The organism is Devosia aurantiaca (assembly GCF_011058215.1).
GTDB lineage: Bacteria > Pseudomonadota > Alphaproteobacteria > Rhizobiales > Devosiaceae > Devosia > Devosia aurantiaca.
In genome coordinates this window covers 401957-427435 of the sequence record NZ_JAALFG010000002.1, presented here as the reverse complement: position 1 = coordinate 427435, position 25479 = coordinate 401957, and the positions used below count along the sequence as shown (strand labels likewise).

At 62.1% G+C, this 25479-nt stretch carries 25 protein-coding genes and 5 pseudogenes; 17 read left to right on the top strand and 13 right to left on the bottom strand.

The window, feature by feature from the left end; all coding sequences use genetic code 11:
* Nucleotides 1-106: 106 nt before the first annotated feature.
* The 6 genes and pseudogenes from G5575_RS09680 to G5575_RS09655 all read right to left on the bottom strand — a co-directional run bounded on the left by G5575_RS09680 (nucleotide 107) and on the right by G5575_RS09655 (nucleotide 5029).
* Nucleotides 107-1675, bottom strand: a complete 1569-nt coding sequence (locus tag G5575_RS09680; RefSeq protein ID WP_164534136.1) for a cryptochrome/photolyase family protein — start codon at nucleotides 1673-1675, stop codon at nucleotides 107-109.
* Nucleotides 1676-1706: 31 nt separating this feature from the next.
* Nucleotides 1707-2197: pseudogene (locus G5575_RS09675) on the bottom strand (N-acetyltransferase family protein).
* The gene (locus tag G5575_RS09670) at nucleotides 2172-3503 is read right to left on the bottom strand and encodes a TCR/Tet family MFS transporter (protein WP_164534135.1); all 1332 of its coding nucleotides are present in this window, start codon (nucleotides 3501-3503) and stop codon (nucleotides 2172-2174) included. The pseudogene G5575_RS09675 and the gene G5575_RS09670 overlap by 26 nt, the downstream one beginning before the upstream one ends.
* Before the next feature lie 95 nt (nucleotides 3504-3598).
* The gene (locus G5575_RS09665) at nucleotides 3599-4612 is read right to left on the bottom strand and encodes an FAD-dependent monooxygenase (RefSeq protein WP_164534134.1); all 1014 of its coding nucleotides are present in this window, start codon (nucleotides 4610-4612) and stop codon (nucleotides 3599-3601) included.
* Nucleotides 4579-4776 (bottom strand): FAD-dependent oxidoreductase, encoded by a 198-nt coding sequence (locus G5575_RS09660; protein ID WP_164534133.1) that lies wholly within the window; start codon nucleotides 4774-4776, stop codon nucleotides 4579-4581. The genes G5575_RS09665 and G5575_RS09660 overlap by 34 nt, the downstream gene beginning before the upstream one ends.
* An 8-nt stretch (nucleotides 4777-4784) precedes the next feature.
* Nucleotides 4785-5029 (bottom strand): annotated as a pseudogene (locus tag G5575_RS09655) (zinc-finger domain-containing protein).
* Nucleotides 5030-5158: 129 nt separating this feature from the next.
* Here G5575_RS09655 and G5575_RS09650 point away from each other — a divergent pair.
* The 3 genes from G5575_RS09650 (at nucleotide 5159) to G5575_RS20360 (ending at nucleotide 7244) form a co-directional block, all read left to right on the top strand.
* Nucleotides 5159-5929 (top strand): alpha/beta fold hydrolase, encoded by a 771-nt coding sequence (locus tag G5575_RS09650; RefSeq protein ID WP_164534132.1) that lies wholly within the window; start codon nucleotides 5159-5161, stop codon nucleotides 5927-5929.
* A gap of 82 nt (nucleotides 5930-6011) precedes the next feature.
* Nucleotides 6012-6839 carry a serine O-acetyltransferase gene (gene cysE, locus G5575_RS09645; protein WP_164534131.1) on the top strand — a complete coding sequence of 276 codons (828 nt, stop codon included), beginning with the start codon at nucleotides 6012-6014 and terminating at the stop codon, nucleotides 6837-6839.
* Between the two features lie 186 nt (nucleotides 6840-7025).
* Complete coding sequence (locus G5575_RS20360; protein ID WP_164534130.1) at nucleotides 7026-7244, top strand: DUF3126 family protein; 219 nt, start codon at nucleotides 7026-7028, stop codon at nucleotides 7242-7244.
* On the opposite strand, the gene G5575_RS09635 is transcribed toward G5575_RS20360, so the two are convergent.
* Entirely contained in the window at nucleotides 7245-7919 is a 675-nt protein-coding gene (locus tag G5575_RS09635; RefSeq protein WP_164534129.1) for a hypothetical protein, read from the bottom strand. It lies immediately after the preceding gene.
* Between the two features lie 110 nt (nucleotides 7920-8029).
* On the opposite strand from G5575_RS09635, the gene G5575_RS09630 reads away from it, so the two are divergent.
* Nucleotides 8030-8350 carry a DUF6949 family protein gene (locus G5575_RS09630; protein ID WP_164534128.1) on the top strand — a complete coding sequence of 107 codons (321 nt, stop codon included), beginning with the start codon at nucleotides 8030-8032 and terminating at the stop codon, nucleotides 8348-8350.
* A 75-nt stretch (nucleotides 8351-8425) separates the two neighbouring features.
* Here G5575_RS09630 and G5575_RS09625 read toward each other — a convergent pair.
* The 3 genes and pseudogenes from G5575_RS09625 to G5575_RS09615 form a co-directional block, all read right to left on the bottom strand.
* Nucleotides 8426-9012, bottom strand: a pseudogene (locus G5575_RS09625) (transglutaminase-like cysteine peptidase).
* Between the two features lie 158 nt (nucleotides 9013-9170).
* Nucleotides 9171-9803 (bottom strand): PilZ domain-containing protein, encoded by a 633-nt coding sequence (locus G5575_RS09620; RefSeq protein WP_164534127.1) that lies wholly within the window; start codon nucleotides 9801-9803, stop codon nucleotides 9171-9173.
* A gap of 112 nt (nucleotides 9804-9915) precedes the next feature.
* Nucleotides 9916-10572 carry a PAS domain-containing protein gene (locus tag G5575_RS09615; protein WP_164534126.1) on the bottom strand — a complete coding sequence of 219 codons (657 nt, stop codon included), beginning with the start codon at nucleotides 10570-10572 and terminating at the stop codon, nucleotides 9916-9918.
* Between the two features lie 178 nt (nucleotides 10573-10750).
* Here G5575_RS09615 and G5575_RS09610 point away from each other — a divergent pair, with 178 nt between their 5' ends.
* Nucleotides 10751-11491, top strand: coding sequence for a rhomboid family intramembrane serine protease (locus G5575_RS09610; RefSeq protein ID WP_164534125.1), 741 nt, complete (start codon nucleotides 10751-10753; stop codon nucleotides 11489-11491).
* On the opposite strand, the gene hisI is transcribed toward G5575_RS09610, so the two are convergent.
* Together hisI and folE are read right to left on the bottom strand one after the other, a co-directional pair.
* Nucleotides 11479-11931 carry a phosphoribosyl-AMP cyclohydrolase gene (gene hisI / locus G5575_RS09605; protein WP_164534124.1) on the bottom strand — a complete coding sequence of 151 codons (453 nt, stop codon included), beginning with the start codon at nucleotides 11929-11931 and terminating at the stop codon, nucleotides 11479-11481. The two genes, G5575_RS09610 and hisI, sit on opposite strands and share 13 nt — an antisense overlap.
* Before the next feature lie 7 nt (nucleotides 11932-11938).
* Nucleotides 11939-12556 carry a GTP cyclohydrolase I FolE gene (gene folE / locus G5575_RS09600; RefSeq protein ID WP_164534123.1) on the bottom strand — a complete coding sequence of 206 codons (618 nt, stop codon included), beginning with the start codon at nucleotides 12554-12556 and terminating at the stop codon, nucleotides 11939-11941.
* Nucleotides 12557-12838: 282 nt separating this feature from the next.
* Between folE and G5575_RS09595 the strand changes: the two genes are divergently transcribed.
* The 8 genes and pseudogenes from G5575_RS09595 to G5575_RS21085 all read left to right on the top strand — a co-directional run bounded on the left by G5575_RS09595 (nucleotide 12839) and on the right by G5575_RS21085 (nucleotide 18676).
* On the top strand, nucleotides 12839-13156 hold the full coding sequence (locus tag G5575_RS09595; RefSeq protein WP_328765954.1) for an iron-sulfur cluster assembly scaffold protein: 318 nt from the start codon (nucleotides 12839-12841) through the stop codon (nucleotides 13154-13156).
* Nucleotides 13156-13467 (top strand): membrane protein insertion efficiency factor YidD, encoded by a 312-nt coding sequence (gene yidD, locus G5575_RS09590; protein WP_164534122.1) that lies wholly within the window; start codon nucleotides 13156-13158, stop codon nucleotides 13465-13467. The genes G5575_RS09595 and yidD overlap by 1 nt, the downstream gene beginning before the upstream one ends.
* Nucleotides 13468-13618: 151 nt before the next feature.
* Complete coding sequence (gene thrS, locus G5575_RS09585; RefSeq protein ID WP_164534121.1) at nucleotides 13619-15586, top strand: threonine--tRNA ligase; 1968 nt, start codon at nucleotides 13619-13621, stop codon at nucleotides 15584-15586.
* Nucleotides 15586-15810 (top strand): hypothetical protein, encoded by a 225-nt coding sequence (locus G5575_RS09580; protein ID WP_164534120.1) that lies wholly within the window; start codon nucleotides 15586-15588, stop codon nucleotides 15808-15810. Before thrS ends, G5575_RS09580 begins: the two co-directional genes overlap by 1 nt.
* Before the next feature lie 123 nt (nucleotides 15811-15933).
* A pseudogene (gene arfB / locus G5575_RS09575) lies at nucleotides 15934-16363 on the top strand (alternative ribosome rescue aminoacyl-tRNA hydrolase ArfB).
* An 18-nt stretch (nucleotides 16364-16381) separates the two neighbouring features.
* The gene (locus G5575_RS09570; RefSeq protein ID WP_164534119.1) at nucleotides 16382-17785 is read left to right on the top strand and encodes a phosphomannomutase; all 1404 of its coding nucleotides are present in this window, start codon (nucleotides 16382-16384) and stop codon (nucleotides 17783-17785) included.
* A 160-nt stretch (nucleotides 17786-17945) separates the two neighbouring features.
* Entirely contained in the window at nucleotides 17946-18377 is a 432-nt protein-coding gene (locus tag G5575_RS21090; protein WP_268904409.1) for a sugar transferase, read from the top strand.
* Complete coding sequence (locus G5575_RS21085; RefSeq protein ID WP_268904408.1) at nucleotides 18353-18676, top strand: sugar transferase; 324 nt, start codon at nucleotides 18353-18355, stop codon at nucleotides 18674-18676. Before G5575_RS21090 ends, G5575_RS21085 begins: the two co-directional genes overlap by 25 nt.
* Nucleotides 18677-18771: 95 nt before the next feature.
* Here G5575_RS21085 and G5575_RS09560 read toward each other — a convergent pair whose 3' ends face one another.
* Entirely contained in the window at nucleotides 18772-20718 is a 1947-nt protein-coding gene (locus G5575_RS09560) for a GumC family protein (RefSeq protein WP_164534118.1), read from the bottom strand.
* Nucleotides 20719-20890: 172 nt separating this feature from the next.
* Between G5575_RS09560 and gmd the strand changes: the two genes are divergently transcribed.
* The 4 genes and pseudogenes from gmd (at nucleotide 20891) to G5575_RS09540 (ending at nucleotide 25452) form a co-directional block, all read left to right on the top strand.
* Entirely contained in the window at nucleotides 20891-21961 is a 1071-nt protein-coding gene (gmd, locus tag G5575_RS09555) for a GDP-mannose 4,6-dehydratase (RefSeq protein WP_164534117.1), read from the top strand.
* Nucleotides 21961-22907: pseudogene (gene fcl / locus G5575_RS09550) on the top strand (GDP-L-fucose synthase). Before gmd ends, fcl begins: the two are co-directional and overlap by 1 nt.
* Nucleotides 22904-24145 carry a WcaI family glycosyltransferase gene (locus tag G5575_RS09545; RefSeq protein ID WP_164534116.1) on the top strand — a complete coding sequence of 414 codons (1242 nt, stop codon included), beginning with the start codon at nucleotides 22904-22906 and terminating at the stop codon, nucleotides 24143-24145. Before fcl ends, G5575_RS09545 begins: the two are co-directional and overlap by 4 nt.
* Entirely contained in the window at nucleotides 24145-25452 is a 1308-nt protein-coding gene (locus G5575_RS09540) for a lipopolysaccharide biosynthesis protein (RefSeq protein ID WP_164534115.1), read from the top strand. The genes G5575_RS09545 and G5575_RS09540 overlap by 1 nt, the downstream gene beginning before the upstream one ends.
* Nucleotides 25453-25479: the final 27 nt, after the last annotated feature.

Below are 25479 nucleotides of genomic sequence, written 5' to 3'. Positions count from 1 at the left end.
ACCGCACATTCGATTGTCACCCCGGCGAAGGCCGGGGCCCATCTCGAGATCTCAGGATGGTCCCCGCCTACGCGGGGATGACATCGAGGGTGGGGAACGGCTGGTGCTAAAGATCCAGCGTCAGCTGCGGCTCGGGTTCTTCATCGGTCGTGGCGGATAGTCCGTTGAGAAATGCCCGTGCCTGCATCCCGATGAGGCCGCGCTGACGGTCATCCATGCGATCGAGATTGCGATAGGGCATGGCAAGCCGCCGATTGCCGCCGAGCTTGGGGCGGTTTTCGATGAGAAAATGCCAGTACAGCAAGGTGAAGGGGCAGGCGCGTTCGCCTTCCTTGATCTTGGGGCTGTAAAAACAATTGCCGCAATAGTCGGACATGCGGTTGATGTAGGCGCCCGAGGCCACATAGGGCTTAGAGGCCAAGAGGCCGCCATCGGCGAACATGACCATGCCGTGGACATTGGGCAGTTCGACCCAGTCGAAGGCGTCGATATAGACGGCGAGGTACCAGTATTCGATCTGGGCCGGCTCGATGCCGGCGAGCAGGGCGAAGTTGCCGGTGACCATCAGGCGCTGGATGTGGTGGGCGTAGGCGTGGCGGCTGGTGTCGCCGATCGCCTGGGCCATGCAGTTCATGCGCGTATTACCGGACCAGTAGAACCAGGGCAGGTCGCGATGCGCTTCTAGTTCATTGGTCTGCGCGTATTCAGGCATCTTCAGCCAATAGACGCCGCGGATATATTCACGCCAGCCGATGATCTGGCGGATGAAGCCTTCCACAGCGTTAAGCGGTGCATGGCCTTCGAGATAGGCGCGCTCGGCGGCAGCGCAGACTTCGGCGGCGGTGAGGAGGCCGACATTGAGGTAAGGCGAGACCAGACCGTGATGGAGGAAGGGCTCTCCGGTCTTCATCGCATCCTGATAGGTGCCGAAACCGGGCAGGGCCTCGGCGATGAAATGATCAAGGGCGTCGAGGGCCCCGCTACGGGTAACGGCCCACTCGAAGGGTTCGAGGTCGCCGAAATTCTTACCGTAACGGCTGCGAACGAGGTCGATGACTTCGCGCGTGGTCGTGTCCGGTTCCAAGCGGAGCCGCTTTGGGGGCTGGTAGTCGGGCGGCAGCGACTCGCGGTTGTCGACGTCAAAATTCCATTGGCCACCGTCGGGCGACTCGCCCTGCATGAGGAAGCCGGTCAGACGCCGCATCTCGCGGTAGAAGAACTCCATGCGCAGCGACTTGCGATCGCCGGCCCAGCTGGCGAAGCGATCATGGCTGCACACGAAGCGGTCGTCTTCGCGGATGTCGACAGGAATGCCGAGCCGCTCCGACCAACCGTTCATTATGTCGCGAACGCGAAACGCACCGGGTTCGGTGACGACGACGCCGGCGACCCGGTGGCGGGCAAGGGCGCGAGCAAGTTCGCCTTCAAGGTGCTGCGTGTTTCCTTCAGCGTCGAGGCGGACATAATCGACGCGGATGCCTTCGGCGCGCAACTCTTCGGCGAAGTGGCGCATGGCGGAGTAGATGAAGACGAGCTTTTGCTTGTGGAAGCCAACCACTGTCGACTCGCTGCCGACCTCAGCCATGAGGACGACGTCGATCGCGGGGTCGATGTCCCGCAGCGCCGCGACGGATCGGGAAAGATGGTCGCCGAGGATGAAGCGGAGCTTTGCCATGAAGGCACTACGCTCCGTCGCGGCTAGCAGTTCAGTCGACCAGCGACTGGAACATCACATAGCTGTCCACATAGCCGTGAACGGGATGGTTGAAGGCCTTCGGCAGGGTGCCGACGATCCGGAAGCCGAGCTTTTGCCAGAGTGCGACGGCCCCGGTATTGGTCGAGACCACGTGGTTGAACTGGATGGCGCGAAAGCCGCGCTCGCGGGCGCGCTCCAGCGAATGGAAGCACATGGATTTTGCGACACCCTTGCCGCGCGCCTTGGGTTGGTCATGTAGCCGCAATTGGCGACGTGGGCGCCGCCGCCGCGCTGGTTGTGCTGGAGGTAGTAGGTGCCGACCACCGCGCCATCGAGTTCGGCGACGAAGACCTCGTGGGCGGGCATGAACCAGTAGGCCGCGACCGCCGCTTCATCGAGATCGGTGTCGATGGCGTAGGTTTCGCCGGCAGCGAGAACCGGGGCGACGATGGCGAGGATGTCGGCGTGGTCCGCCTCAGCGGCGGGACGAATTGTGATCATCGTCTTCGATCGGCGGCACGCGCACCTGGCCTGGAGGCGGCACTTCGGGGGCGTGGGGGTGGTTGGCGATGGATGGGCGCCGGCCGAGCTCGAAGCGCCAGGAGGCCACGGCGAAAAGGATCAGCGCGGCGAGGACGCTAGCGCTGGCGGCGAGGAAGGGGGCGCCCGGGAAGTAGCTGGCAGCGCCTGGCTCGGTGGTGAAGTGGTAGAAGATCTGGGTTGCCGCGAGTGGTCCGATGATGGTCGCCAGGGAGCTCGCGGCATTGACCGCGCCCTGCAGCTCGCCCTGTGAGTTGTCTGGCACCTGGCGCGACAGAACGCCGTTGATGGCCGGTGGCGCAAGGCCGCTAACGGTGCCTACAAGGATCGATAGGTAAAGCATGTAGACGTCGGCTGAAAAGGCGACGCCGGCGAAGGCGGCGATTGCGGCGAGGAGGCCGATCATGCCGACGGCGGGTTCGCCGATGCCCTTGGATAGGGGACCGGCAAGAACGGCCTGGCTGATGGCAAAGCCCAGGCCGAAGGCGCCCAGCGTGCGGCCGATGGTCGAAGAGGTCCAGTTGAACATTTCGACGGTGAAATAGGAGAAGACCGTCGGAAGAGCCTGCGTCGCAAGCTGCAGGAAGAACAGGACGCCCAGCAGCCAGAGCACGGAGGGGTATTTGCGCAGCGCCATGACCGCGCCGAGTGGATTGGCGCGGCGGATATCGAACTTGCGGCGCGAGGCTTTCGGCAGGCTTTCGGGCAGTACGAACCAACCGAAGAGGAAGTTGGCAAAGGCGAGGCCGGCCGCGGCGTAGAAGGGCACGCGCGGGCCGAATTCGCCCAGTTCGCCGCCGATGACAGGGCCGATGATGAAGCCGAGGCCGAAGGCTGCGCCGATTAGGCCGAAGCGGTGGGTGCGCTTATGAGGCGGAGTTATATCGGCCATGTAGGCCGTGGCCGTCGCGAGGGCTGCGCCAGCGATGCCGGCAATTATGCGGCCGATGAAGAGGTACCAGACGAAGGGCGCAATCGACATCATCAGGTAGTCGAAGGTGAGGCCGAGCAGCGAGATCAGCAGGACCGGGCGGCGGCCGTAACGGTCGGATAGATTGCCGAGAACGGGCGAAAACACGAACTGCATGAACGCATAGGCGAAGACGAGATAGCCGCCGATCACTGCGGCTTGCGCCACGCTGCCGCCCGTCAGGTCTTCAAGCAGCTCGGGCAGAACCGGAACGATGATGCCGACGCCGATCATGTCGATCAGGATCGTGATCAGGATGCAGGTCAGGGTCAGTCGGGAACGCGTCGCAGCTTGCATGCGGTGCTTCGAGCCTTCTTCTTGTCGCGCCCGTCAGAGGGCTGCAATTGACACAGGCTTGCCCGCCAAAGCAAGGGGCGAGGCCGGCCGCGCCTTCACGAGAACGAGCCTTCGGCGAGCGCCTTGTGCTCGTAGATCCACCCCAGACGATCGAGATGGGCGCGTTGGCCCTGCATGGACATGACCGTGTCGCGCGCCAGGCTTAACGGCCAGGGCAGGTGGAAGATGCGCCCGTTCTGTGCCGAAAGCGCGGCAACGCGCCGGACGCGGTCCTGGCGGAGCGCGGCAAATTGGCGGAAGGCGTCTTCGGCGTGTTGGGAGTTCACCAGAAGCGGGGCCAGCACCGCGGCGTCTTCGATGCCCATGGCGGCGCCCTGGGCCTGGAAGGGCACCATGGCGTGCGCGGCATCTCCGAGAAGACCGATGTTGCCGGTGAACCAGGTGCTGGTCGCGACGGTGTAGAGCGGCCATGGGGTCCAGTTAGCGCCAGCCATGTCGAGGATCTCTTCGACGATTGGGCCCGGTCGTAGCGGCTTCGGCTGAGTGCTTTCGTCAGGCTTGGCGGGCATGAACAGGGCCAGATTGGCTTGGCCGCGATGCGGTAGCGGATAGCAGACGAGGTGGAAGCCGGTGCCGAAGAAGACGGAAACGCGACTGGGGTGGATCTGGCCGGCAACGGCCTTCAAGGGCACGAGGGTGCGCCAGGCGATGCGGTGCTGAAATTGCGCTGGCGGGCCGCCGAGCACGTCGCGGCGCGTGCGGGAATGGACGCCATCGGCGCCGATAAAGGCGTCGGCACGGGTGGTGCGGCTTTGGCCGTCCGCTTCGTCGATGGCCACGGTGACGCCGCGGGCGTGGGAGACGACGTCCCACCGACGGACACCGAAGACGATGTCGATATTGGCGAAGCGCCGGCAGGCTTTATAGAGGAGGTCGGCGAGGTCGGCGCGGTGCATGACGGCATAGGGCGAGCCGAAACGCTGCCGCACGATGGGGCCGAGTTCCATGCTGAGTAGGGGACGTCGTGCGCCCTGGCGGTAGACGTCGAGCGCTTCGGGCTCGAGGCTGAGGCGGGTCAGCGATTCATCGAGTCCGAGTTGACCGAGCACGAACCGCGCGTTGGGACTGATCTGGAGGCCGGCACCAAACTCTTGCAGCGTCTGGCTTTTTCGAGGACAACGACGGTCGCGCCCCATTTGGCGAGGGCGAGCGCGAGGGTCAGGCCGGAGATTCCAGCGCCGGCGATGATGAAGGAGCGGCCCTCGGCGGGCATGGTCAGACTCAGGCGGCGCGGGGCTCGAAGACTGCGGAGGCGGGGTTGGAATGACCAGCACCGAGCTCAGTTTTATAGACGTAAAGCGTTGAGCAATAAGGACAAACGATCTCGCTATCCTTGCCCATGTCGAGGAAGACATGGGGGTGATCAAAGGGGGCAGGGCGCCGACGCACTGGAATTCCTTGGAGCCAACTTCGATGGCGCGGAGGCCTTCGGTGTTGTGGAAGTGCGGAGTCGTGCCGTGGGCCATGGAGGGTCCTGGAGGGTCTTGATGAATGCGTTCTGAACATAGCCAAAGGGATCGCCCAAGAAAAGCGCAAAGGCCTTGCTTTTGTCACCGGGAGCCGCAAAACCCAGACAAGCAACCAGCGGAGCGATCATGCCCAGCTTCACCACTTCAGGCCTCGAACTTGCCTACGAGACCCATGGCTTGGGCGAACCGATTCTTCTGATCCATGGCTTTGCGTCGAGCGGGAAAGTCAACTGGATCGATACGGGTTGGGTGGAGACGCTGACGGGCGCGGGCTATATGGCGATCACGCTCGACAATCGCGGCCATGGGCAATCGGCGAAGCCGCACGATCCGGAGCTTTATTATCCAACGCAAATGGCTGGCGATGCGCTGGTGCTCCTGGATCATCTGGGGATCGAGCGGGCCGGGGTGATCGGTTATTCGATGGGCGCGCGCATTGCCGCTTTCCTTGCCTATGATCACCCGGAGCGGGTGGCCGCGATGGTGTTGGGCGGCATGGGCGTCAATCTCATCAATGGGCTGACCGACGGCAATGACATCATTGCCGGTTTGCGGGCGCCGGGGCTGGCCGATCTGACGCATCCGACGGCGCGGCAATTCCGCATTTTTGCCGATCACACGGGCTCGGATCGGGAGGCGCTGGCGGCTTGCATGGAAACCTCGCGTCAGCCAATGGCGCGCGCCGATGTGCGGCGCATCGCCGTGCCGGTACTGGTGGCGGTGGGCGAGGCCGACGAAATGGCGGGCCGGCCAGAGCCCTTGGCGGAAATTTTGCCGGAAGGCGAGGCCTATCTCATCCCCAAGCGCGACCATATGCGGGCGACCGGGGACAAGCTTTTCAAGGCTGCGGCGCTGGAGTTTTTGAGCAGGACATTTCCGCCTCGTTCAATTTCGTGAACCAAATGCTCAGCAGAGGCTTTGTTTGGAAGAACGATCTGCCTTATATCGGTGTTTCTCGATAAACGCGGAGTCTGGCGAGATGAGCGGCAATGCCAAGAAGTCGGTGCAGATCCAATCGGTAGATCCGGTATGGGAAGCCGTGCGCGCCGGGGCTCGCCAGATCCTCGACAACGAGCCGTCCCTGGCCAACCTCGTTTTGTCCACGGTTCTCAATCACGACAGTTTCGAGGAAGCGCTGGCCCATCGCTTAGCTGCGCGGCTCGATCATGAAGACGTTTCTGCCGACCTCATTCGCCAGGCCTTTGCCGAGACGCTGCGTGACGATCCCGAGATCGGCATCGCGGCCCGTGTCGATCTGGCGGCGACCATGGAGCGCGATCCGGCCTGCCATCGCGCCGTCGAGCCGCTGCTTTACTTCAAGGGTTACCAGGCAATCCAGACGCATCGCTTCGCCCATGCCATGGTCAAGGCCGGTCGACGCGATTTTGCGCTTTATCTTCAGAGCCGGTCGAGCCAGGTGTTCCAGGTCGACATCAACCCCGCCGTTCCCATGGGGAAGGGCATCATGCTCGATCACGGCACCGGCCTCGTTATCGGGGAGACTGCGGTTGTGGGCGACAATGTCTCGATGCTGCAGAGCGTGACGCTGGGCGGCACGGGCAAGTCGGATCAGGATCGTCACCCCAAGATCGGCAATGGCGTGCTGATCGGCGCGGGTGCGAAAGTGCTCGGCAATATCAAGGTCGGCGATTGCTCGCGCATCGGGGCCGGTTCGGTCGTGCTCAAGGAAGTGCCGCCGCGGGTGACGGTGGCCGGGGTTCCGGCCAAGGTCATCGGTGAAGCCGGCTGTGCGCAGCCTGCCCTGGTCATGGACCAGATGGTGCTCGTTTACGATCAAGTCAGCTAGGATCTGCCCACCTTCATCTGATGGCGGCCTGCACGTTTGGCGTGAGCGGAGATGCATCTCTATTGGTTCGAAACGAACGCAAGGGGGCTCTGCGGCGTTTTACCGGATAAGACCGGTGCGCAGGGGTTGCCAGCCTTGGTCGAGGCACTAGATTGCCGGCACCCCGAACAGCCAAGGAATGTGCTCGTGAACCATCCCGAGATCATCAAGCTTCAGAAATTTTTGCAGCAGAAGTTCAACAACAAGAACATCGACGTGCGTCCGCGTGCCAAGCTCAACGACTCCGTCGAGGTGTTTTTGGGTGACGAGTCGATCGGCCTGATCCATGCCGACGATGAAGACGGCGACAAGTCCTATATCTTCAACATGTCGATCCTCGATATCGACCTCGAAGATATCGACTGATCAGAGCGCGCCGATCTGGCCCAACCAAAGGGCCAGTTCGTCATCGAAGCGGCGCCAGTCGGCCAGCGCCGTGGAGTCGAACTTGAGCACAGCGGCAATGCCGCTTTGCAGGTGAATGGTGCGCAGGCAGCTGTCGGGAAGGCTGGGATCGACCTCGATCGCGCACTTGGCGACAAAGGGATTGGGCGAGAGCGCGTCGTACCAGACGGTTTCGCCTTCATAGCCTTCCCGCGCCATCATGGGCTTGCCCACCAGCCCCGGATAGCCTTCCCTCGTTCCAGAACCAAATTGATGCAGGTAAACGCGATCCAGCAATTCGCTGCTGGCGCTTGCGCGGCTGCGTGGCAGAAGGGTGACTTCGACCGGTAGCGGCTTGGCGTCGGCAGAGAGATCGAGATTGAACCTAAGATCGACCTGGCTGGCAAAGCCGCCCTTGATCTGCTCGCCATAGCGGAACCAATTGGCCGGAATGTTGAGCTCGCGACCGCCGATCGTCTGCTGCACGAGGTTTGCGTCTGCGAGCTGGGGCTCAACGAGGCCGCCGGAGCGTCCTGCCTGGTCGATGACGTAGGCAAAGCCGACAGCCACAAGCAGAACCAGCAGCGTCAACCCTGCAAGATTGTAGGGGATGCCGGCGCCGTATGAACGGCTATCTGCCTCTGTGGAAAAGCTCATGACCGAATTAACCAAGCTTTGTTCGCGGGGATGACAGCCATTAGGGCAGCCAATATGCTTAACAAATCGTAAAGAGTTTGGGTCGGGCTACGGCTGGCGAGGGATTGATCATGAGCAAGGAATTGCTGTTGGCGGCGTTCTTGATCGGCGTGGGTCTGTGTCTTTCGGGCGCGGGGACGCACTTTTACCAGTGGCGCACCAAGCAGCAGGCGATGCTGCGGCTGGACGGCAAGACAACGCTGGGCGCCTTTGGGCACCTGGTGATGAGCTTTGTGTGCGGGCCCTACATCATGCTGCAGGTCGGCTGGCGCCAGGAAAAAGATGGCACGCTATCGATGACGTCGGTCTTGATCTCGGCCGTTGTCGCTTTTGGCTGGGCCTTCATCACCGGTCTTTTGTTCTTGAGCCTTTATGTATCGCTGCCGCTCTAAATAGCGCGGCCGGCGCTGCTTTCGCAGGCCGGCCTTGCTCTTCAGACCCCTATCAGGGGCGGGGTCCGGAACTGGTCAGTTGGTGCTGGCGGTGGCGACCACGGTGTCGCGGCTGTCGAGCATGTCGACCCACTGGCCGGCGTCGGACTGCGACTGGCGCTTGATGAACTTGTAGGGCGTGTCACTCCACAGATCGATCGAGCCAACCTGGTTGTCGAGAACGAGGTCGCCGCGGTCGGTGCGGGCGATCAGGACGGCATGGCCATTGCCATTGGCTTCCTTGACCACGGCGATCATCAGGGTGGAGGGTGCCAGCCGGCAGCGATCAGGTCGCGGCGCTTGATCAGTGCAAAATCTTCGCAATCGCCGTAGCCGTTCGGGTAGGTCCAGAATTCGGCCGTCTGGTAGAGCTGCTCGTCGGTGACGGGGACGATGGTCTGGTTGTAGTAGGCGTTGATCGAGACCAGCTGCTGCCAGGTGGTGTCGTCGAGCGCCGTTGCCGGGACGACCTTATCGTTGCGCTGGCATTCTGCCGGACGGGACTTGCAGAATTCGAGATGGCCGACGGGGATGGAGGTCGGCGTTTCGGCATCTGGATATAGGCGACGTTGGTGAAGTCGTTTGCCGTGGCCGGGGCCGCGAGCGCCAGAAGCGCGCTGCACACCATCGCCGCCAGCCAGTTCTTGTTGATTGCCATTCGTCGTCTCCCTGATGGAGACCACGTTAGGCGGCGCGGCTTAGGCGGTTCGGAAAACTAAGCGCCAAGTTTTATGCGAATTGTATCAAGTGTTTTCAGGCGGCGTTTACCACGCCGGTCTGGCTAGTTCATGCGCAGGTTTTGCTGCACCACGGTCAGCATTTCCTGGGCCGAAGCGAACTCGACGGCGACGCCATTCTGGAAGTGACGAACCACGCGGGCGCGCATGCGACCTAGGGTGATCGGCGTGCCCATGGCCGGGCGGACATCGAGCTCGACGGCGGCGCCGGAAAGCGAAATATCGATGATCTTGCAATTGTAGCGGCGGCCATCGTCGAGCACGACGGTGGAGTGACGAATGTCCGGGACGACGCGTTCGTGGCGGCGATCCTCGGGCAGGTTGAGCAGATCCTTGTTGGCGAGCCAGGTGAGCTGCGCCGCCATCTTGTCGCGCTTGCGGGCGGAAGCGGCGATATCCATGAGGAAGCCGCCTTCAACCTGGCTCAAAATCGTGCCCTCGATGCGGCCGAGATGGTCGAGATAGGCGATGACCTTTTCGCCCACAATGCCGGCGACCGGGGCAATGACCAGCGCGTCGCCGGGCGACATGGACAGGACTTGGCAGGGGAATTCGCGGCGATCGGCCAGCATGTAGCGGCCGAGAATGGAGACGTTGACGCGCTGGAAGCGACGTTCGCTCGCCGGGCTCAGCGAGAAGGCAGAGTTGAGGGGCGCGGCGATATCGTCACTCAGCATGCGTCAACCTGTTCCACGCCCTGCAAAAACTTACAGCGACGTTACAGGGTTTTGGTTAATACATAGTGAGAACAGGTCTTGCAAAGCGCCCCAAAAGCTCCGCCCGAAAGTTTTAGGTTCGTCCACCATCAATGACGGCAAGATGGGCATATCGGCGGGCCGAGCGACCGAAAACTGTGGTCGGGAGGGCCATGGGCGCGCCGCCGCCATGGGCGAAGGCAACGTCGTTGACGACGCTGGAAACCACTTCGCGCACGTTGTCTTCGGCCGCGATCTCGTCCGGCCAGATCAGCCGCAACCCGGTGATGCGCTGTTCGATCACCGGCTGGACACCCAGCCAATAGGGCTCGTCGAGCGCCGACATGGAGCCGAGGACGCGGGTATGGGTCGAGCCATTGTGCCGAAGCGGCATCAGGATGGTTTCGAAGCTGACCTTGGTGTGGAGGGCAGTGGTGCCCTGGAAGGTCACGAGCGCGACGGCATGATCTTCGGTGACGGCGCGGATCAGCGTCTCGATGGCGTCGCTGTCGCGGTCATGCCAGAGCGCGGAAAAAGAGCGGCCCTTGAGCTCGCGGCAATAGGCGGTGCAAAGGTGCGACCCTGCCAGACGGAAGCTGAACTTGTCGGCATCGTCGAGCTCGAGGATAAAGGTGTTCGCAAGCGCTTCACGAATGCGGGTCGGGTCGATGTCGCGGCGATCGGGCGCGCTGCGGGAACCCCGAATCGTGTTCCAATAGGTGTAGAGCGTCTTGGTGCTCGGCATCTGCATGGGTAAGTCCGCTTTTGGTGATCCGGAGACCTCCCCTGAGGTCCGCCCGCGACGCAGTGACAATCGCAAAAGGCGGGACGGAAAGCCCGCTTAAAGAATAGTTAAGGTTAACGCCTGTGGCGATTTGTGGACAAGTTAACGCCAAAGCCCGCAGCGCCGCCGTTTGAGGACATTACGCATGAGTGAAGAAGCGCAAACGCCGACGCCGCCGCAGCCTCCGGCGCATGAGCCGGTGTTTCTCCTGCCCGCGGCGGTCACCGGCCTTGCGGGGCTGATGGTGTTGATTCACCTGGCATCAACCCTTGTTCTTAACGAAGAGGGTCTGATCGAGCTCCTCTACTGGTTCGCGTTCCAACCCTATCGCTTCGTGCTGGCGGGGGAGGACATCAGCTATGCCCTGCCGCTGATCTGGTCGCCGGTGACGCATGCGCTTCTGCATGGCGGATGGGATCACCTGCTGATCAACGTCGCGTGGCTCGTGATCTTTGCGACGCCGCTGACCCGCCGCTATGGGGCAGGGCCGATGCTGGCGATCTTTGCGGTGTCTTCGATCGCGGGGGCGGGCTTTTTCGCGGTGACGACGCTTTATGACGGTGTCTACCTGATCGGCGCCTCGGGCGGGGTCGCGGGGCTGACGGGGGCGGCGATCCGCTTCATCTTCCAGCCGGTGGTCGTGGCCCGCCATCCCGAAACCGGGCAGCCGGTGGTTTTGGGGCGGCGGCTTGCCAGCATCAGGGAAGTGTTCGTGCATCCCTCGTCGCGCTGGTTCGCGCTGATCTGGCTCTTACTCAACGCGGCGGTGCCTTTGATCCCCATGATCACCGGCGCGGCGATCAATGTCGCCTGGCAGGCGCATCTTGGCGGCTTTGCCGCGGGCTTTTTCCTGGTGCCGATCTTTGAACGGCGTCAGGAGCCGTAGACGGCTTTGGGATCAAAGAGGCGGGGCAGGCCGGTGTCTTCGAGCCTGGCTTCGCCCGCGTCGACGGTAACGCGGCGGTAAAAGCAGCTCTTGCGGCCGGTGTGGCAGGCGGCGCCGCGGCCGGTCTGACGCACGGTCATCACTAGACAATCCTGGTCGCAATCGGTGCGGAGCTCGACCACTTCCTGCAGCTCGCCGGAGGTTTCGCCCTTTTTCCAGATCGACTGGCGGGAGCGGGACCAGTAGTGCGCGATGCCGGTCTCGAGCGTCAGCGAGAGAGTTTCGCCGTTCATATGGGCGACCATCAGCACGTCGTTGCTGCCGGCTTCGACGGTGACCACGGTGATGAGGCCGTTGGCATCGAAGCGCGGAGCGAAGGCGGTGCCTTCTTCGAGCGCCGCGTGGTCGAGCGATGTGGGATCGGTGAAGGCGATGGTCATGGAAGCGTCAGCGCACCATGGCGAAGAAGCGGTCCTGCTCGACGCGGTCTTCGGCGAAGACGCCGGTGAAGCGGTGGGTAACGGTCTTGACGTCGTGGGCGCGCACGCCGCGCATGGTCATGCACATATGCTCGGCTTCGAGCATGACGGCAGCGCCGCGCGGCCCGAGGTTTTCGTTGATGGCGTCGATGATCTGCGCGGTCATGGTTTCCTGCGTCTGGAGGCGCCGGGCATAGACTTCGACGAGGCGGGCGAGCTTGGAAAGCCCAACTACGCCGTCATGCGGGAGGTAGGCGATGTGGGCCTTGCCGAAGAAGGGCACCATGTGGTGCTCGCAATGGGCGTAGAAGGGAATGCCCTTAACGAGGACGAGATCGTCATAGCCGCCGACTTCCTTGAAGGTCTTGGAAAGGACGTCCTTGGCGCTGAGATCGTAGCCGGCAAAGAGTTCGCCATAGGCCTTGGTGACGCGGGCAGGGGTGTCGAGCAGGCCCTCGCGGCGCGGATCATCGCCGGCCCAGGCAATCAGGGTGCGCACCGCGGCCTCGGCCTCCTCGCGGGTCGGGCGGGGCGCTGGATCGTTGGCGGGCGTAATCGATTTGGGGGCGTTCACTCGGGCGTCCATTCGGTCAAGCTCCTTGCCTGCAACCGGTACTCACTACGCGACGAATGGCGCGCTGGATCTTCGACGGGGTCTTACCCTGACAGCAGAAACGAGAGCTCCTATATATGAGCGGAGCAGTTGCGGAACAAGAAACAGAATTGTCGGCGCCATGGAGCTAAGCGATCTCTATTCCGAGAAGATCCTGGATCTGGCGGGAAATGCCCCCAGCCGGGGCGGCTTGCGGCGCCGGACGCGAGTGCGCGCAAGGTCAGCCGGGTCTGTGGGTCGCTGATCGAGGTCGATGTGGTCGTTCGCGGCGGGATCATCACCGCCTATGGGCACGATGTTTCGGCCTGTGCACTGGGGCAGACCTCGGCGGCGATCGTGGCGCAGCAGATCGTCGGAACGCCGGTCGCCGAGTTCGTCGAGGTTCGCGACGCCATGCAGGCGATGCTCAAGGGCGATGGTGTGCCGCCGACGGGCAGGTGGGATGATCTCAAATATCTCGAGCCGGTGCGGGGCTATCCCAATCGACACATGTCGACCATGCTCGTCTTCGATGCCGTGGCTGCCGCGCTGGAAAAGATCGAGTCGCAGCAGGAAGTTGCGACGGCGGGCTGATGCAAAGAGTCATCGATCTTTTCTGGCGTGCGGTTGACCTGCCGTTCAAGTCCGTCGCCGTCGTGTTGATCACGGGCTATCGCTACTCGCTGTCGATGTTCATGGGGCGGACCTGCCGGCACGCGCCCAGTTGCTCGGAATTCACGCGCGACGCCATCTGGCGGTTTGGGTTCTGGCCTGGCGGCTGGATGGGACTGGCGCGCGTCGTGCGCTGCCGGCCGGGCGGCACGCATGGCTATGATCCGGTGCCGGAAGTGCTGCCGGATGCGGGCAGATGGTGGCGGCCGTGGGGATATGGGCGGTGGGCTTAGTGCCACGACCTCGTGGTTCGAGGCTGCGCTGACGCTCTGCACCTCACCATGAGGTCTACTCTTATGCCCGCATGGCTTCGGGCTGGCATGGAATGTAAATCATGCTATTCAGGCCGCCTCATAGCTCTTTAGCTTTTCTGGAGTTTCCAAAATGTCGATCAAGGTGACGTTCCCCGATGGTGCTGCTCGCGACTATACGCGCGGCACTACCGGCACCGAGATCGTGGAGGGAATCTCGAAGTCGCTGGCCAAGAAGACGGTGGCGATGAAGTGGAACGGCGTCTTGTCCGATCTTTCGGACGCGCTCGACGCCGATGGCAAGATCGAGTTCGTGACGCGCGACAGCGGCTCCAAGGATGTGCTTGAGCTGATCCGGCACGATGCCGCGCACGTCCTGGCGGAAGCGGTGCAGGAGCTTTGGCCCGATACGCAGGTGACGATCGGTCCGGTGATCGACAATGGCTTTTACTACGACTTCTACCGTCCGGACGGGCCGTTCACGGAAGACGAGCTGCGCACGATTGAAAAGAAGATGAGCGAAATTGTCGATCGCGGTGCGGCATTTACCAAGGAAGTTTGGAGCCGCGACCAGGCCAAGGCCTGGTTTGCAGCCAAGGGCGAGGCTTTCAAGGTCGAGCTGGTCGACGCCATTCCGGCTGACCAGTCGATCAAGATGTATGCGCAGGGGCAGTGGAAGGATCTCTGCCGCGGGCCCCATATGCGCAGCGTCAAGGATGTCGGCCAGGCTTTCAAGCTGACCAAGGTTGCCGGCGCCTATTGGCGTGGCGACAGCAATCGCGAAGTGCTGAGCCGCATCTACGGCACGGCTTTCCCGAGCAAGGAAGAACTCGACGCGCATCTTTACATGATGGAAGAGGCCGAAAAGCGCGACCACCGCAAGCTGGGCCGCGAGATGGACCTCTTCCACATGCAGGAGGAGGCGCCTGGCCAGGTGTTCTGGCACCCCAATGGCTGGAGTATCTATGTTGCGCTGCAGGACTATATGCGGCGCATGCAGCGCGCCGATGGTTATGTCGAGGTGAACACGCCGCAGGTCGTCAGCCGCAAGCTCTGGGAAGCTTCGGGGCACTGGGACAATTACCAGGAGAACATGTTTATCGTCGAAGTGGACGAGGAACATGCCAAGACCAAAACGGTCAATGCGCTGAAACCCATGAACTGCCCCTGCCACGTGCAGGTGTTCAACCATGGCCTCAAATCCTATCGCGACCTGCCGCTACGCATGGCCGAGTTCGGCTCCTGCAACCGCTATGAGCCGTCGGGCGCCCTCCATGGCATCATGCGCGTGCGCGGATTCACTCAGGACGACGCTCATATCTTCTGCACGGCAGACCAGATCGAAGCTGAAACCAAGAAGTTCATCGACTTTCTGGCGCATGTTTATGCCGACATGGGTTTTACCGACTGGCGCATCAAGCTCTCGACGCGCCCGGAAAAGCGCATCGGTTCGGAAGATAGCTGGGATCGGGTCGAGGCCGCGCTCGGCAATGCCTGCAAGGCAGCCGGCTACGATTATACCATCTTCCCCGGTGAAGGCGCCTTTTATGGCCCCAAGCTCGAATTCGTTTTGACCGACGCGATCGGCCGCGACTGGCAGTGCGGAACGCTGCAGGTCGATCCGAACCTGCCGGAGCGGCTGGGCGCGGAATATGTAGGCGCGGACGGCGCCAAGCACCATCCGATCATGCTGCACCGTGCGGTGCTTGGCAGCTTCGAGCGCTTCATCGGTATCCTCATCGAAAACAGCTCGGGCAAACTGCCCTTCTGGCTGGCGCCGCGGCAGGTCGTCGTCGCGACCATCGTTTCGGAAGCGGACGAGTATGCGGAAAAGCTTGTGCGCCAATTGCGCGACGCCGGCATCCGCGCCGAGATCGATACGCGCAACGAGAAGATCAACTACAAGGTGCGCGAGCATTCCGTCGGCAAGGTGCCGCTGATGTTCGTGGTCGGCAAGCGCGAGGCCGAGGAGGGCACCGTGTCGGTCCGCCGTCTCGGCACCGAAGGCCAGCAGGTGCAGCCCTTCATGGACGCGCTGGTGTCGCTGATGGCCGAAGCGACCCCGCCGGACCTTCGCGACGCGGCCAAGAAGGCCGCTTGATGCCGCAACGTCCGTCCAATCGCGAGATGAAGGCGCTCTATCATCTGGGCGAGGACAATGTCCTTGGCCCAGATGACTTCAAGGATATCGGCGAAAAGACCTTTGCCGGCATGCTGAAGAAGAAGTGGGTGGAAGAGGCCGGTCCGGGCAAGTTCCGGACCACCGAAAAGGGCCGCGTCATCCATGATGAGGAAGTGTACTTCACCGGGCGCTGGAAGCGATGAAAGACCCCCACCCAACCTCCCCCTTTAGAAGGGGGGAGGAGTGTGCCGGTGGGAGTGGATGGGTGGTGCCACTAGCACGATAGGTTCCTCCCCCTTCTTCAGGGGAGGGTAGGTGGGGGTCCTGTGGCAGAACCGATTTTCATCACGCGGACTGTGTTCATCGATCCCTCTGAGATCGATGAAAGCTTCGTGCGGGGTTCGGGGCCGGGCGGGCAGAATGTCAACAAGGTCGCGAGCGCCGTGCAGTTGCGCTTCGATCTTTGGAATTCCCCCAACATTCCTGAGCCGATGAAGCGGCGGGTGGCGGCTCTGGCGGGTAGCCGGATGACCAAGGAGGGGTGATCGTCATCACCTCCAATTCGCACCGCGACCAGCCGCTCAATCGCGCCGAGGCACTGGCGCGCCTGGTGGCTTTGCTGAAGGAAGGCGCGTATCCGCCAAAGCCGCGCATCGCAACGCGGCCGACGCTGGCCTCCAGCAGCGGCGCCTCCTGGGCAAGTCCATCCGCTCCGATATCAAGCGCCACCGCAGCGGGCCGGTGGGCGAAGACTGATCACGAAAAGAGGGTGCCATGTCGGCCAATAGTCTAAAATTCGGCACTAGCGGGTTGCGCGGTCTTTCGGTCGAGCTCGAGGGGCAAGCGGCGCGGCGATATACAAGGGCCTTTATCGAGCATCTGCGAAAGCATGATCTGCTTGGCAGTGGCAAGGTTTTCATCGGCCGCGACTTTCGTCCGTCGAGCCCCGCGATCGCTCGCGATTGTGCGATTGCCATCGCCGCCGAAGGCTTGCAGCCGGTCGATTGCGGCACTCTGCCGACACCGGCGCTGGCGCTTCACGCCATGGCAGCAGACAGTGCTTCCATCATGGTCACAGGCAGCCACATTCCCGCTGACCGCAATGGGCTCAAATTCTATCGGCCGGACGGCGAGATCAGCAAGGATGACGAAGCCGGCATCCTGGCAGCGTTGCGGGACCAGCCCGTCGCCGATCGGGAGTTCGACATTGCGGACGAGGCACAGGCAGCGCTTGAGCGCTATGTGGCGCGTTATCAGGCCCTTTTGCCAGATGGCGAACTCAGCGGCTTCAAGATCGGTGTGTTCGAGCATTCGACGGTCGCGCGGGATCTTCTCCATTCGCTGCTCCGCCATTTTGGTGCCGAGACGGTGAGCCTCGGGCGTATCGATGGTTTCGTGCCCGTGGATACCGAAGCCTTTTCCGACGCTGTGTTCGAGCCGCTGCCCCATTGGCTGGCCGAGCATCAGCTCGATGCGATCGTGTCCGCCGATGGCGATGGCGACCGACCGCTGCTGATGGACGGGCGCGGCGCCTTCGTGCGGGGCGACGTCCTGGGTCTTTTGACGGCGCGCTTTTTGGGCGCTGAGACCGTGGTGACGCCGGTCACGTCCAATTCGGGCATCGAGCGCACGGGTTCGTTTGCCCAGGTGATCCGCACCAGGGTCGGCTCGCCTTATGTCGTGGCCGCCATGTCCGGAGCCGACAGCGCCGTTGTCGGTTTTGAGGCCAATGGGGGCACGTTTATCGGCAAAGGTGTTGTTGCGGCGGGAGCATCCTTGCCCGAATTGGCGACGCGCGATGCCGTTCTGCCGATCCTCGCGGTGCTCGGGCTTGCGGCGCGCGACGGCAAAGCTCTCGACGTGATCGTTTCGGAACTGCCTCTCCAGCATGCTCTGTCCGATCGCCTGCAAAATGTTCCAAGCGACCGCAGCGCGGCGTTTTTGAGCCGTCTCACGGACAACGCTGATTATGCAGCTAAGCTCTTTGCGCCGTATGGCATCGAGAAGATGGCCAATATCGACGGGCTGCAGGTCACGACGGCAGAAGGCGACATGGTGCATTTCCGGGCGTCCGGGAATGCGCCCGAGTTGCGGTGCTATGTGGAAGGGTCAAGCCCCGAAAAAGCGCAGGAGCTTTTGGCATGGGGCCTCAAGACCGCGGCAGCTGAGGTTGCCTGACACGCACTCAGTAATTCTCGCCCAAGTGGCTCGGGGCATTCAGTAAACCTTACAATTGACGCCTAGGTTGGCGCAGACTTTACTCCGTTAAGACATTGTTAATCTTCTTGCACGGCCCGAAGGCCTTGCCGGCAGTACAACGCTTGACGGATGTTGGACCATGACGCTGTTCGACTATGCGCTGCCGGAGAATGCGATCGGGCGAGACCGCCTTGGTGTGGCAGGCGGCGATAGCCAAAGCGGCCTGACTTTATTGCTCGGCCAGCCGGTCGTGCTTCGAGCAAAGCCTTGGGCATTGCTTGCTAAGAGGCTCGTGGACATCGCCGGAGCGGGCGCGGGACTGGTTTTACTGTCGCCCGCGCTGGTTGCGATCGCTGTGGCCGTAAAGGTCACGAGCCCCGGGCCAGTGCTGCTGGCGCAGACGCGGGAGGGGTGGGGCGGGCGCTTGTTCTCGATGTATAAGTTCCGCACCATGTATGCGGATCGCTGCGACTTGGCGGGTACTACGCAACCGGCGGGGATGACCCCAGGATCACAACGATTGGATATCTGTTGCGGCGGACCAGCATGGATGAGTTGCCGCAATTGCTGAACGTTCTTCTTGGCCAGATGTCCCTGGTGGGGCCGCGTCCGCATGTGCCTGAGATGCTCGCGGGCGACGTGCTCTATGCCGAGCTTGTGCCCGAATATACCCAGCGTCACGCGGCAAAGCCCGGGCTTACGGGCTGGGCGCAAGCGAACGGGTTTCGGGGATCGACCAGGGAAAGAAGCCGTGCCATCGCCCGCGTGCATCACGACCTGGCCTATATTCAGAACTGGAGCCTGGCGCTGGATTTCAGGATCATGGCGCGAACGCTTGTCCGCGAGTTCACCTATGCCAGCGGAAGCTGATCCAGAGGTTCGCTATCCGAGTTCCTGCGAGTAGTAGTGCGCATAGTGCCGGTGCCAGGACGATGCGGCGATTTCTTGTCGGTTGAGTACAGGGATCAGCACATTGCGCTCGTCGATGGCACTGTCGAGCGCCAACAGCGACTTGCGAACGTCCTGCTGGCTGGTGGACGCCCATTGGACAAGCAGGATAACGGCGTCCGCCTTGCGGGCGATGTAGAGGCCGTCGACGACCGGGCCCAGGGGCGGCGTATCGAGTATGACGATGTCGAAGGCTTGCGCGGCGCCGGCGATGAGTTTGTCGAAATTGCGGCTGGTGACAAGCTGATCGGTTGCACCGGCTGAACGGTGGGAGCCGAGGAGTGCCAGCAGCTTGGTGTCCTCGTCCTGACCATGGCGCTTTTCAGCGCGGTGCCGGGGTCCTGGGCAGCTAGGGCGTCGATCAGTCCACGAGAGGGCGCCAGGCCCAGATGTTCGTGGAGGCCGGGGCGACGGAGATCGCAATCGACCAAAAGCGTGTTGCGGCCGGAGAGGGCATAGGATTGCGCCAGCGCCAGCGCGGCACTGGTCTTGCCTTCGCCCGGAACCGTCGAGGTGACGACAACGACAGGCGCCCGGTCCTGACCGTTGATGTTCTTTTTGGCTAGCTGGTGGTCGATATTGGTGCGAATCCGCCGGATGGATTCCGAGAAGGCCGACAGGGGCGCTTCAAGCACGAGATCGGAGACGCTGTTGTGGCTCGAGGGCGTCTTGGCGCGCGGGATGGTCAGCGCCATGTTGGTCTTTGCCAGCGCTGCCAACTGCTCGTCGGTGGTGATGCCGCCGATGAAGTGTTCGTAGATGAAGGCGACGCCGATCCCGAGGGCGAGCCCAGAGAGAGCCACAAGGATCAGCGACAGGCCGGTATTGGGAAAGCTGGCATGGGCCGGTCGCAGGGCAGGCGAAACGACGCGACTGTCGGCGAGCTGCATCGTGGCTTCCGCCTGCAATTGCTGCGAGCGGGCCTGCAGCTGGTCATATTGCTGTCGCGCCAGCTCGGCCTGTTGCTGCAGGTCGTAGATTTCGGCAAGCGTATTGGAGGAAAGATCGGAGGCGAGGATGGCGCGCTGCAGCGCCTGCAGCTGGGCGGCCTCGTCGGCCTGGATTTGCTGCAGGGCGGCGCGCTTGTCTTCGATCAGGGTCGATGCACGGGCCTGAAGCTCAAGATCGGTGAGCGTTGGGTCAGCCAATGTATTTGCGATCCTCGCATAGTCGCCGCTGGCCAGTGCGGTTTGTAGGGTCGCTTGCTCGGCTGCGGCGGCCATGCGCAGCGCGCCGAGGCGATCGACTTCGCTTCTGATGCTCGAGAGTTCCGGATTGCCGGTCTGCTCGATAATGGTCGCAAGGTTGTCGCCGACATAGCGATCGAACGAACCGTCGGAAGCGATCACCGCCTGCCGTGCGGCGCCCAGCTGGTGCAGAACAAGGTCGCGGGCGTCGATGGTGCTTTGCACCTTCGCGGAAAGTTGGGTCTCGATGTAGGCGGCCGCGACAGCGTTGGCGAGGAGAGATGCTTGATCGGCGTTCTCGGAAGCGACGGAAATCGAGAGCAAAAAGGTGCCCCGATTGCGTTCGACGCTGACCATGCGCGACAGCTTGGCGAGCGCTTCCTGTTGCGCTCCCTCCGGCGTGTTGTTTGCCGGTTCAAGAAGGCGGAGAAATCCGAGCAACTGAGAGAGGGTGCCGGAGCCGGCTCGGAATTCTGGATTGTTGACGAGGTCATGTTCTTCGATGACGGTCAGCAGGACATTGTCGGATTTGGCCAGCAGGACTTCGCCCTCAATGCGGGCATCGACGGCGTTCGACGCGCCGACCTGCGCCTGCGGGTCGAGCAAGTTCTTGTCGGCCGGATCCACCATAACCAAAGCCGTAGCCGTGTAGATCGGCGTCATGGTGAGGATGACCGAGCCCGCAACAAGCAATGTTGCAAGAAAGACGATAATAATCAGGCGAACCTGTCGCTGCAGGAAGCCGAACGCTGAACGAAGGTCAATCTCGCCACCCATATTGACCGCTCCCAGTCACCCAAGGCCGATGTTAGCGCTTGTACGTAGCTTGGCAATGGAGAGGCGGAAATATTGTTAAGCCGACGACTGCTACACAATATACGTACGCAAAAATTTCGTCGTGACGAGGTATTGCAGACAGCGAGATTTTGAGATGCACTAACCCTTACGGATGAATACGTGGGGGCACGTGTTGGGGAACAATCGGGTCGCGCTGATTACCGGAATTACCGGTCAGGATGGCGCTTATCTAGCGCAGCTCTTGCTCAACAAGGGTTATACCGTTCATGGCGTGAAACGAAGATCTTCTTCGTTTAACACTGGCCGCATCGAGCAGATCTATCAGGATCCGCACGAAGATAATCAGCAATTCACGCTGCATTACGGCGACCTGACCGACTCCACCAACATGATCCGCATCGTTCAGGACACGCAGCCTGACGAAATCTATAACCTTGCGGCGCAGAGCCATGTTCAAGTCAGCTTCGAAACGCCTGAATATACGGCCAATGTCGACGGCATCGGGACGTTGCGCTTGCTGGAGGCCATCCGCATCCTCGGCATGACCGACAAGGCCCGCTTCTACCAGGCTTCGACGTCCGAGCTTTACGGCATGGCGCAACAGGTGCCGCAGACTGAGACGACGCCATTCTATCCGCGTTCGCCTTATGCTGCTGCCAAGCTTTATGCCTATTGGATCACAGTCAATTATCGCGAGGCCTACGGGATACATGCCTCGAACGGCATCCTGTTCAACCATGAGAGCCCATTGCGGGGCGAGACCTTCGTGACGCGTAAGATCACGCGCGCTGTTGCCGCCATTCATCGCGGGCGCCAGGAGACGCTGTTCCTCGGCAATCTCGATGCCAAGCGCGACTGGGGTCATGCGCGAGAGTATGTCGAGGGCATGTGGCGCATGCTGCAGCAGGACAAGCCCGACGATTACGTTTTGGCGACAGGAGAGGCGACTTCGGTGCGCAACTTCGCAACATGGGCGTTCGAGGATGTCGGCATCCCTCTTGAGTGGCGCGGCGAGGGGGTCGAAGAGCGCGGGATCGATGCGCGAACGGGAAAGTGCCTCGTTGAGGTAGACCCTCGATATTTCAGACCGACCGAAGTGGACATGATCGTGGGCGATGCGAGTAAGGCGCGCGAGCGGCTCGGATGGTCGCATGCGACCAGTGCGCGCACGCTGGCGGCCGAAATGGTGCAAGAAGACCTGCGACTTCTGGATGCTGCGTGATGTTTGACCTTTCCGGCAGACGCATCTGGATCACTGGGCACCGCGGCATGGTCGGAAGTGCGCTGGTCCGGCGGCTTGAGCGCGAAAACTGCGAGATCGTGACGACCGAGCGATCCGAGATCGACCTGAGGCAGCAGCAGCAGGTCGAGGATTTCGTTTCCGGAGCCAGGCTCGACGGGGTGATCGTGGCAGCGGGCAGGGTCGGCGGCATTGCCGCGAACGACCGCGCGCCGGCCGACTTCTTGTACGACAACCTGATGATCGAGGCCAATGTCATCCACGCGGCGCATCGGGCCAATGTCCGAAAGCTGCTTTTTCTTGGTTCGTCCTGCATCTATCCAAAATATGCATCGCAGCCGATCGCCGAGGATGCCCTGCTGACCGGCGCGCTTGAGCCGACCAACGAATGGTACGCCTTGGCAAAGATCGCGGGCGTCAAACTCTGCCAGGCCTATCGGAAGCAGCATGGCGCAGATTTCATTTCGGCCATGCCGACAAACCTTTATGGCCCCGGAGACAATTTCGACCTCGACAGTGGTCATGTCCTGCCGGCGCTGATCCGGAAGGCGCATCTTGCCAAGATTGAAAATAAGGCGAGCCTGACGATCTGGGGAGCGGCGCGCCGCATCGAGAATTCCTCCATGTCGATGACTGCGCCGATGCGCTGGTTTTGTTGCTGAAGACTTATTCCGGCGCGGATCCGGTCAATGTCGGCTCGGGCGAGGACCTTTCCATTCTGGAGCTAACCAGGCTTATTTGCGAAGTGGTGGGGTATCGGGGCGCGATCGAACATGACCTATCCAAGCCGGACGGAACGCCACGGAAGCTGCTTGATGTCGCGAAGCTGAAGCGCGCTGGTTGGGCGCCGGGCATTGCGCTGCGCGAGGGGATCGAGGCGACTTATCGCTGGTTTTGCGAGAGCCAACCTCAGGTGCGGGCAGCATGAAGATCCTGGTGCACGGTCTCAACTATGCACCGGAACACGTTGGCATTGCTGTTTATACGACGGGCATGGCCGAAGCCCTGGCGGGCATGGGCCATGAGGTTCGTGTAGTTGCGGGGCAGCCCTATTATCCAGCCTGGCGCAGCATGTATGGATACGGCTTTCGGTTTTCACAATCGACGGAAGCAGGTGTCCGCATTACGCGGGTGCCACATTATATTCCCGCGCGGCCGACGGGTGCGAGGCGCGTGTTGCATCATCTCAGCTTTGCGCTGAGCTGCTTTTTTCCGCTGCTTTGGTTGAGCCTGGTCTGGCGGCCGCAGGTCGTGATCGGCGTGGCGCCGTCGCTTCTTGCGGCGCCACTGGCAAGGCTCGCAGCCGCCGCTGCTGGGGCCGGGTCTTGGTTGCATGTCCAGGATTTCGAGCTTGAGGCGGCACTGGCGACAGGATTGCTGAGGCCGACCGGGTTGCTGAAGCGGATGGCATTTGCATTCGAGCGCCTTGTGCTGTGCAGCTTTGAAACCGTCAGCACGATCTCACCACAAATGTGCAAGCTCTTGATCCGCAAAGGTGTCGAGGTGGATCGCGTCGTTGAGTTTCGCAACTGGGCGGATGTCGATGCGGTCCGGCCGTTATCGGGACCCTCGCGCTACCGCGAGGAGTGGGGGATAGCGACGCCTTCTGTGGCGCTTTACTCCGGTAATATCGCCAACAAGCAGGGTGCCGAGATCGTCGTCGAAGCGGCGCGGCTGCTACGGCATAAATTCGACCTGTGCTTCGTGATCTGCGGGGAAGGACCGGCCCGAGCGGATCTGGAAGCGCGGGCACAAGGGCTGCCGAACATCCAGTTTCGCGACTTGCAGCCAAAAGAGTGGCTCAACGAGTTGATGGGCCTTGCCAGCGTGCATCTCTTGCCGCAACGGGCCGAGGCGGCCGATCTGGTCTTGCCTTCGAAGCTCACCAATATGCTCGCATCGGGGCGACCGGTTGTAGTGACCGCGGCGTCAGGCACGGGGCTTGCCAGCGAGGTAGAAGGGTGTGGCCTGGTGACGCCGCCCGGCGACGCAGTCGCGTTTGCAGCGGCAATCGAACGGCTGCTCGATGATGCGGTGCTTTATTCGGAACTGTCGGTTGCGGCACGCAACCGAGCGGTGGTCCGGTGGGGCGGGCAGGCGATCCTGGCCGGCTTCGAAGCGCGCCTCAGCGAAGGGCAACTCGATGCGGCAGAACTGGCGCGCTGATGGGTGCCGTAGCCAGGAGGATCGCGCAAGGGACAGCGGCAAACCTGCTGGGCAAATTTTGGGTCTTGGCATTGCAGTTGCTGATGCTGCCGGCGCTGACCCGACTTTGGGGCGCCGAGCTTTATGGTGTGTGGCTGCTCCTCACCACGATCCCGACCTATCTGGCGCTCAGCGAAGCAGGGCTGGGCACGGTGGCTGCGGTGGATTTGACGCGGAAGTTTGTGAGTGGCGATCAAGCAGGGGCGCTGCAACTGGTGCAGAGCCTGTGGAGCCTTATGACCGCGGTGTCGGTTGGGCTTGGAATCGTCATCGCCTCCATCAGCGCCGTGATGGTGTTCGGTCATACGGTCCATTTCGAGGCGATAGGCCCCGGAGCCGTGTTCGCCGCCATAGTGTTCATCGCTCTTTATGCACTGATCGTCGTGCAGATGGTGGTTTTGAACATCGTTTACCGCGCCACAAATCAATACGCCTTGGGGACTTTTCTGCTCGATGCGGCAACGCCGGTCGAGGGCGTGGTGGTGCTCTGCCTCGCGTGGTCCGGTCAGGATATCGCGGTGGCGTCGCTTGGCATGCTGGTGGTCCGGGCGCTGTTTGGGGCGGTCTATTTTATCTGCCTGCGGCCTAGGACGCGCTGGCTGAAACTGGGTGTCCAGCAGGCTCAATGGTCGAGCATTCGGCCGCTATTGCGACCGTCCGCGGCCGCCTTTTCGCTGATCGGCGCCAATGCTGTGATTTTGCAGGGCATGATCGTGGTGCTCGGAGTCACCGGCGGAGCGATGGTTGTGGCGGTCTTTGCGGCGAGCCGGACGATCAGCCGGGTGCCCTTGCAGCTTGCCAATCTGGTGAGCCGAGCCAGCGTGCCTGAACTGACGCGGGCGCAAGCCATGGGTCATGGGCTGAGCCACCGGCTACTCGTCGTCAACATCGGTGCCGCCTTGGCAGTGTCCGTGCCAAGCGCTTTAGCCCTGACTGTTTTTGGTCCGGCGCTTCTCGACTGGGTGTCAGCTGGCGCGCTTGGGGCCGACGCAGCACTGTTTGCTTGGCTCGGCGCTGGTGCCGTTGCAGGAGCGCTCTGGACGTCGGCGAGTAGCGCCTTGGTTGCGAGCAATGAGCTGGGGCGGTTTGCTTATTGGTATCTTGCGGCCTGTCTTGGTGCGACCGGCTATGTGTTTGTCAGCGATACGGCTGACGTCGAGCTTGCGGCGATAGCAGTGCTGGTGGCGGAGTTGGTTGCTCTTGCTGCCGTCGCCATCAGGTTTTGGCCGGTCGCTTCGCTTCGGCCGCTCCGGCGGGTGCGGACGTGAGGCAAGGCCGGGGACTAGATATTCGCC

What these genes read in the sequence shown, in the direction of transcription:
- G5575_RS09680 (WP_164534136.1), bottom strand. Translation starts at nt 1,675, where the DNA reads ATGGCAAAGCTCCGCTTCATCCTCGGCGACCATCTTTCCCGATCCGTC.
- G5575_RS09670 (WP_164534135.1), bottom strand. Translation starts at nt 3,503, where the DNA reads ATGCAAGCTGCGACGCGTTCCCGACTGACCCTGACCTGCATCCTGATC.
- G5575_RS09660 (WP_164534133.1), bottom strand. Translation starts at nt 4,776, where the DNA reads ATGCCCGCCGAGGGCCGCTCCTTCATCATCGCCGGCGCTGGAATCTCC.
- G5575_RS09650 (WP_164534132.1), top strand. Translation starts at nt 5,159, where the DNA reads ATGCCCAGCTTCACCACTTCAGGCCTCGAACTTGCCTACGAGACCCAT.
- cysE (WP_164534131.1), top strand. Translation starts at nt 6,012, where the DNA reads ATGAGCGGCAATGCCAAGAAGTCGGTGCAGATCCAATCGGTAGATCCG.
- G5575_RS09635 (WP_164534129.1), bottom strand. Translation starts at nt 7,919, where the DNA reads ATGAGCTTTTCCACAGAGGCAGATAGCCGTTCATACGGCGCCGGCATC.
- G5575_RS09630 (WP_164534128.1), top strand. Translation starts at nt 8,030, where the DNA reads ATGAGCAAGGAATTGCTGTTGGCGGCGTTCTTGATCGGCGTGGGTCTG.
- G5575_RS09620 (WP_164534127.1), bottom strand. Translation starts at nt 9,803, where the DNA reads ATGCTGAGTGACGATATCGCCGCGCCCCTCAACTCTGCCTTCTCGCTG.
- G5575_RS09615 (WP_164534126.1), bottom strand. Translation starts at nt 10,572, where the DNA reads ATGCAGATGCCGAGCACCAAGACGCTCTACACCTATTGGAACACGATT.
- G5575_RS09610 (WP_164534125.1), top strand. Translation starts at nt 10,751, where the DNA reads ATGAGTGAAGAAGCGCAAACGCCGACGCCGCCGCAGCCTCCGGCGCAT.
- hisI (WP_164534124.1), bottom strand. Translation starts at nt 11,931, where the DNA reads ATGACCATCGCCTTCACCGATCCCACATCGCTCGACCACGCGGCGCTC.
- folE (WP_164534123.1), bottom strand. Translation starts at nt 12,556, where the DNA reads ATGGACGCCCGAGTGAACGCCCCCAAATCGATTACGCCCGCCAACGAT.
- yidD (WP_164534122.1), top strand. Translation starts at nt 13,156, where the DNA reads ATGCAAAGAGTCATCGATCTTTTCTGGCGTGCGGTTGACCTGCCGTTC.
- thrS (WP_164534121.1), top strand. Translation starts at nt 13,619, where the DNA reads ATGTCGATCAAGGTGACGTTCCCCGATGGTGCTGCTCGCGACTATACG.
- G5575_RS09580 (WP_164534120.1), top strand. Translation starts at nt 15,586, where the DNA reads ATGCCGCAACGTCCGTCCAATCGCGAGATGAAGGCGCTCTATCATCTG.
- G5575_RS09570 (WP_164534119.1), top strand. Translation starts at nt 16,382, where the DNA reads ATGTCGGCCAATAGTCTAAAATTCGGCACTAGCGGGTTGCGCGGTCTT.
- G5575_RS21090 (WP_268904409.1), top strand. Translation starts at nt 17,946, where the DNA reads ATGACGCTGTTCGACTATGCGCTGCCGGAGAATGCGATCGGGCGAGAC.
- G5575_RS21085 (WP_268904408.1), top strand. Translation starts at nt 18,353, where the DNA reads ATGGATGAGTTGCCGCAATTGCTGAACGTTCTTCTTGGCCAGATGTCC.
- G5575_RS09560 (WP_164534118.1), bottom strand. Translation starts at nt 20,718, where the DNA reads ATGGGTGGCGAGATTGACCTTCGTTCAGCGTTCGGCTTCCTGCAGCGA.
- gmd (WP_164534117.1), top strand. Translation starts at nt 20,891, where the DNA reads ATGAATACGTGGGGGCACGTGTTGGGGAACAATCGGGTCGCGCTGATT.
- G5575_RS09545 (WP_164534116.1), top strand. Translation starts at nt 22,904, where the DNA reads ATGAAGATCCTGGTGCACGGTCTCAACTATGCACCGGAACACGTTGGC.
- G5575_RS09540 (WP_164534115.1), top strand. Translation starts at nt 24,145, where the DNA reads ATGGGTGCCGTAGCCAGGAGGATCGCGCAAGGGACAGCGGCAAACCTG.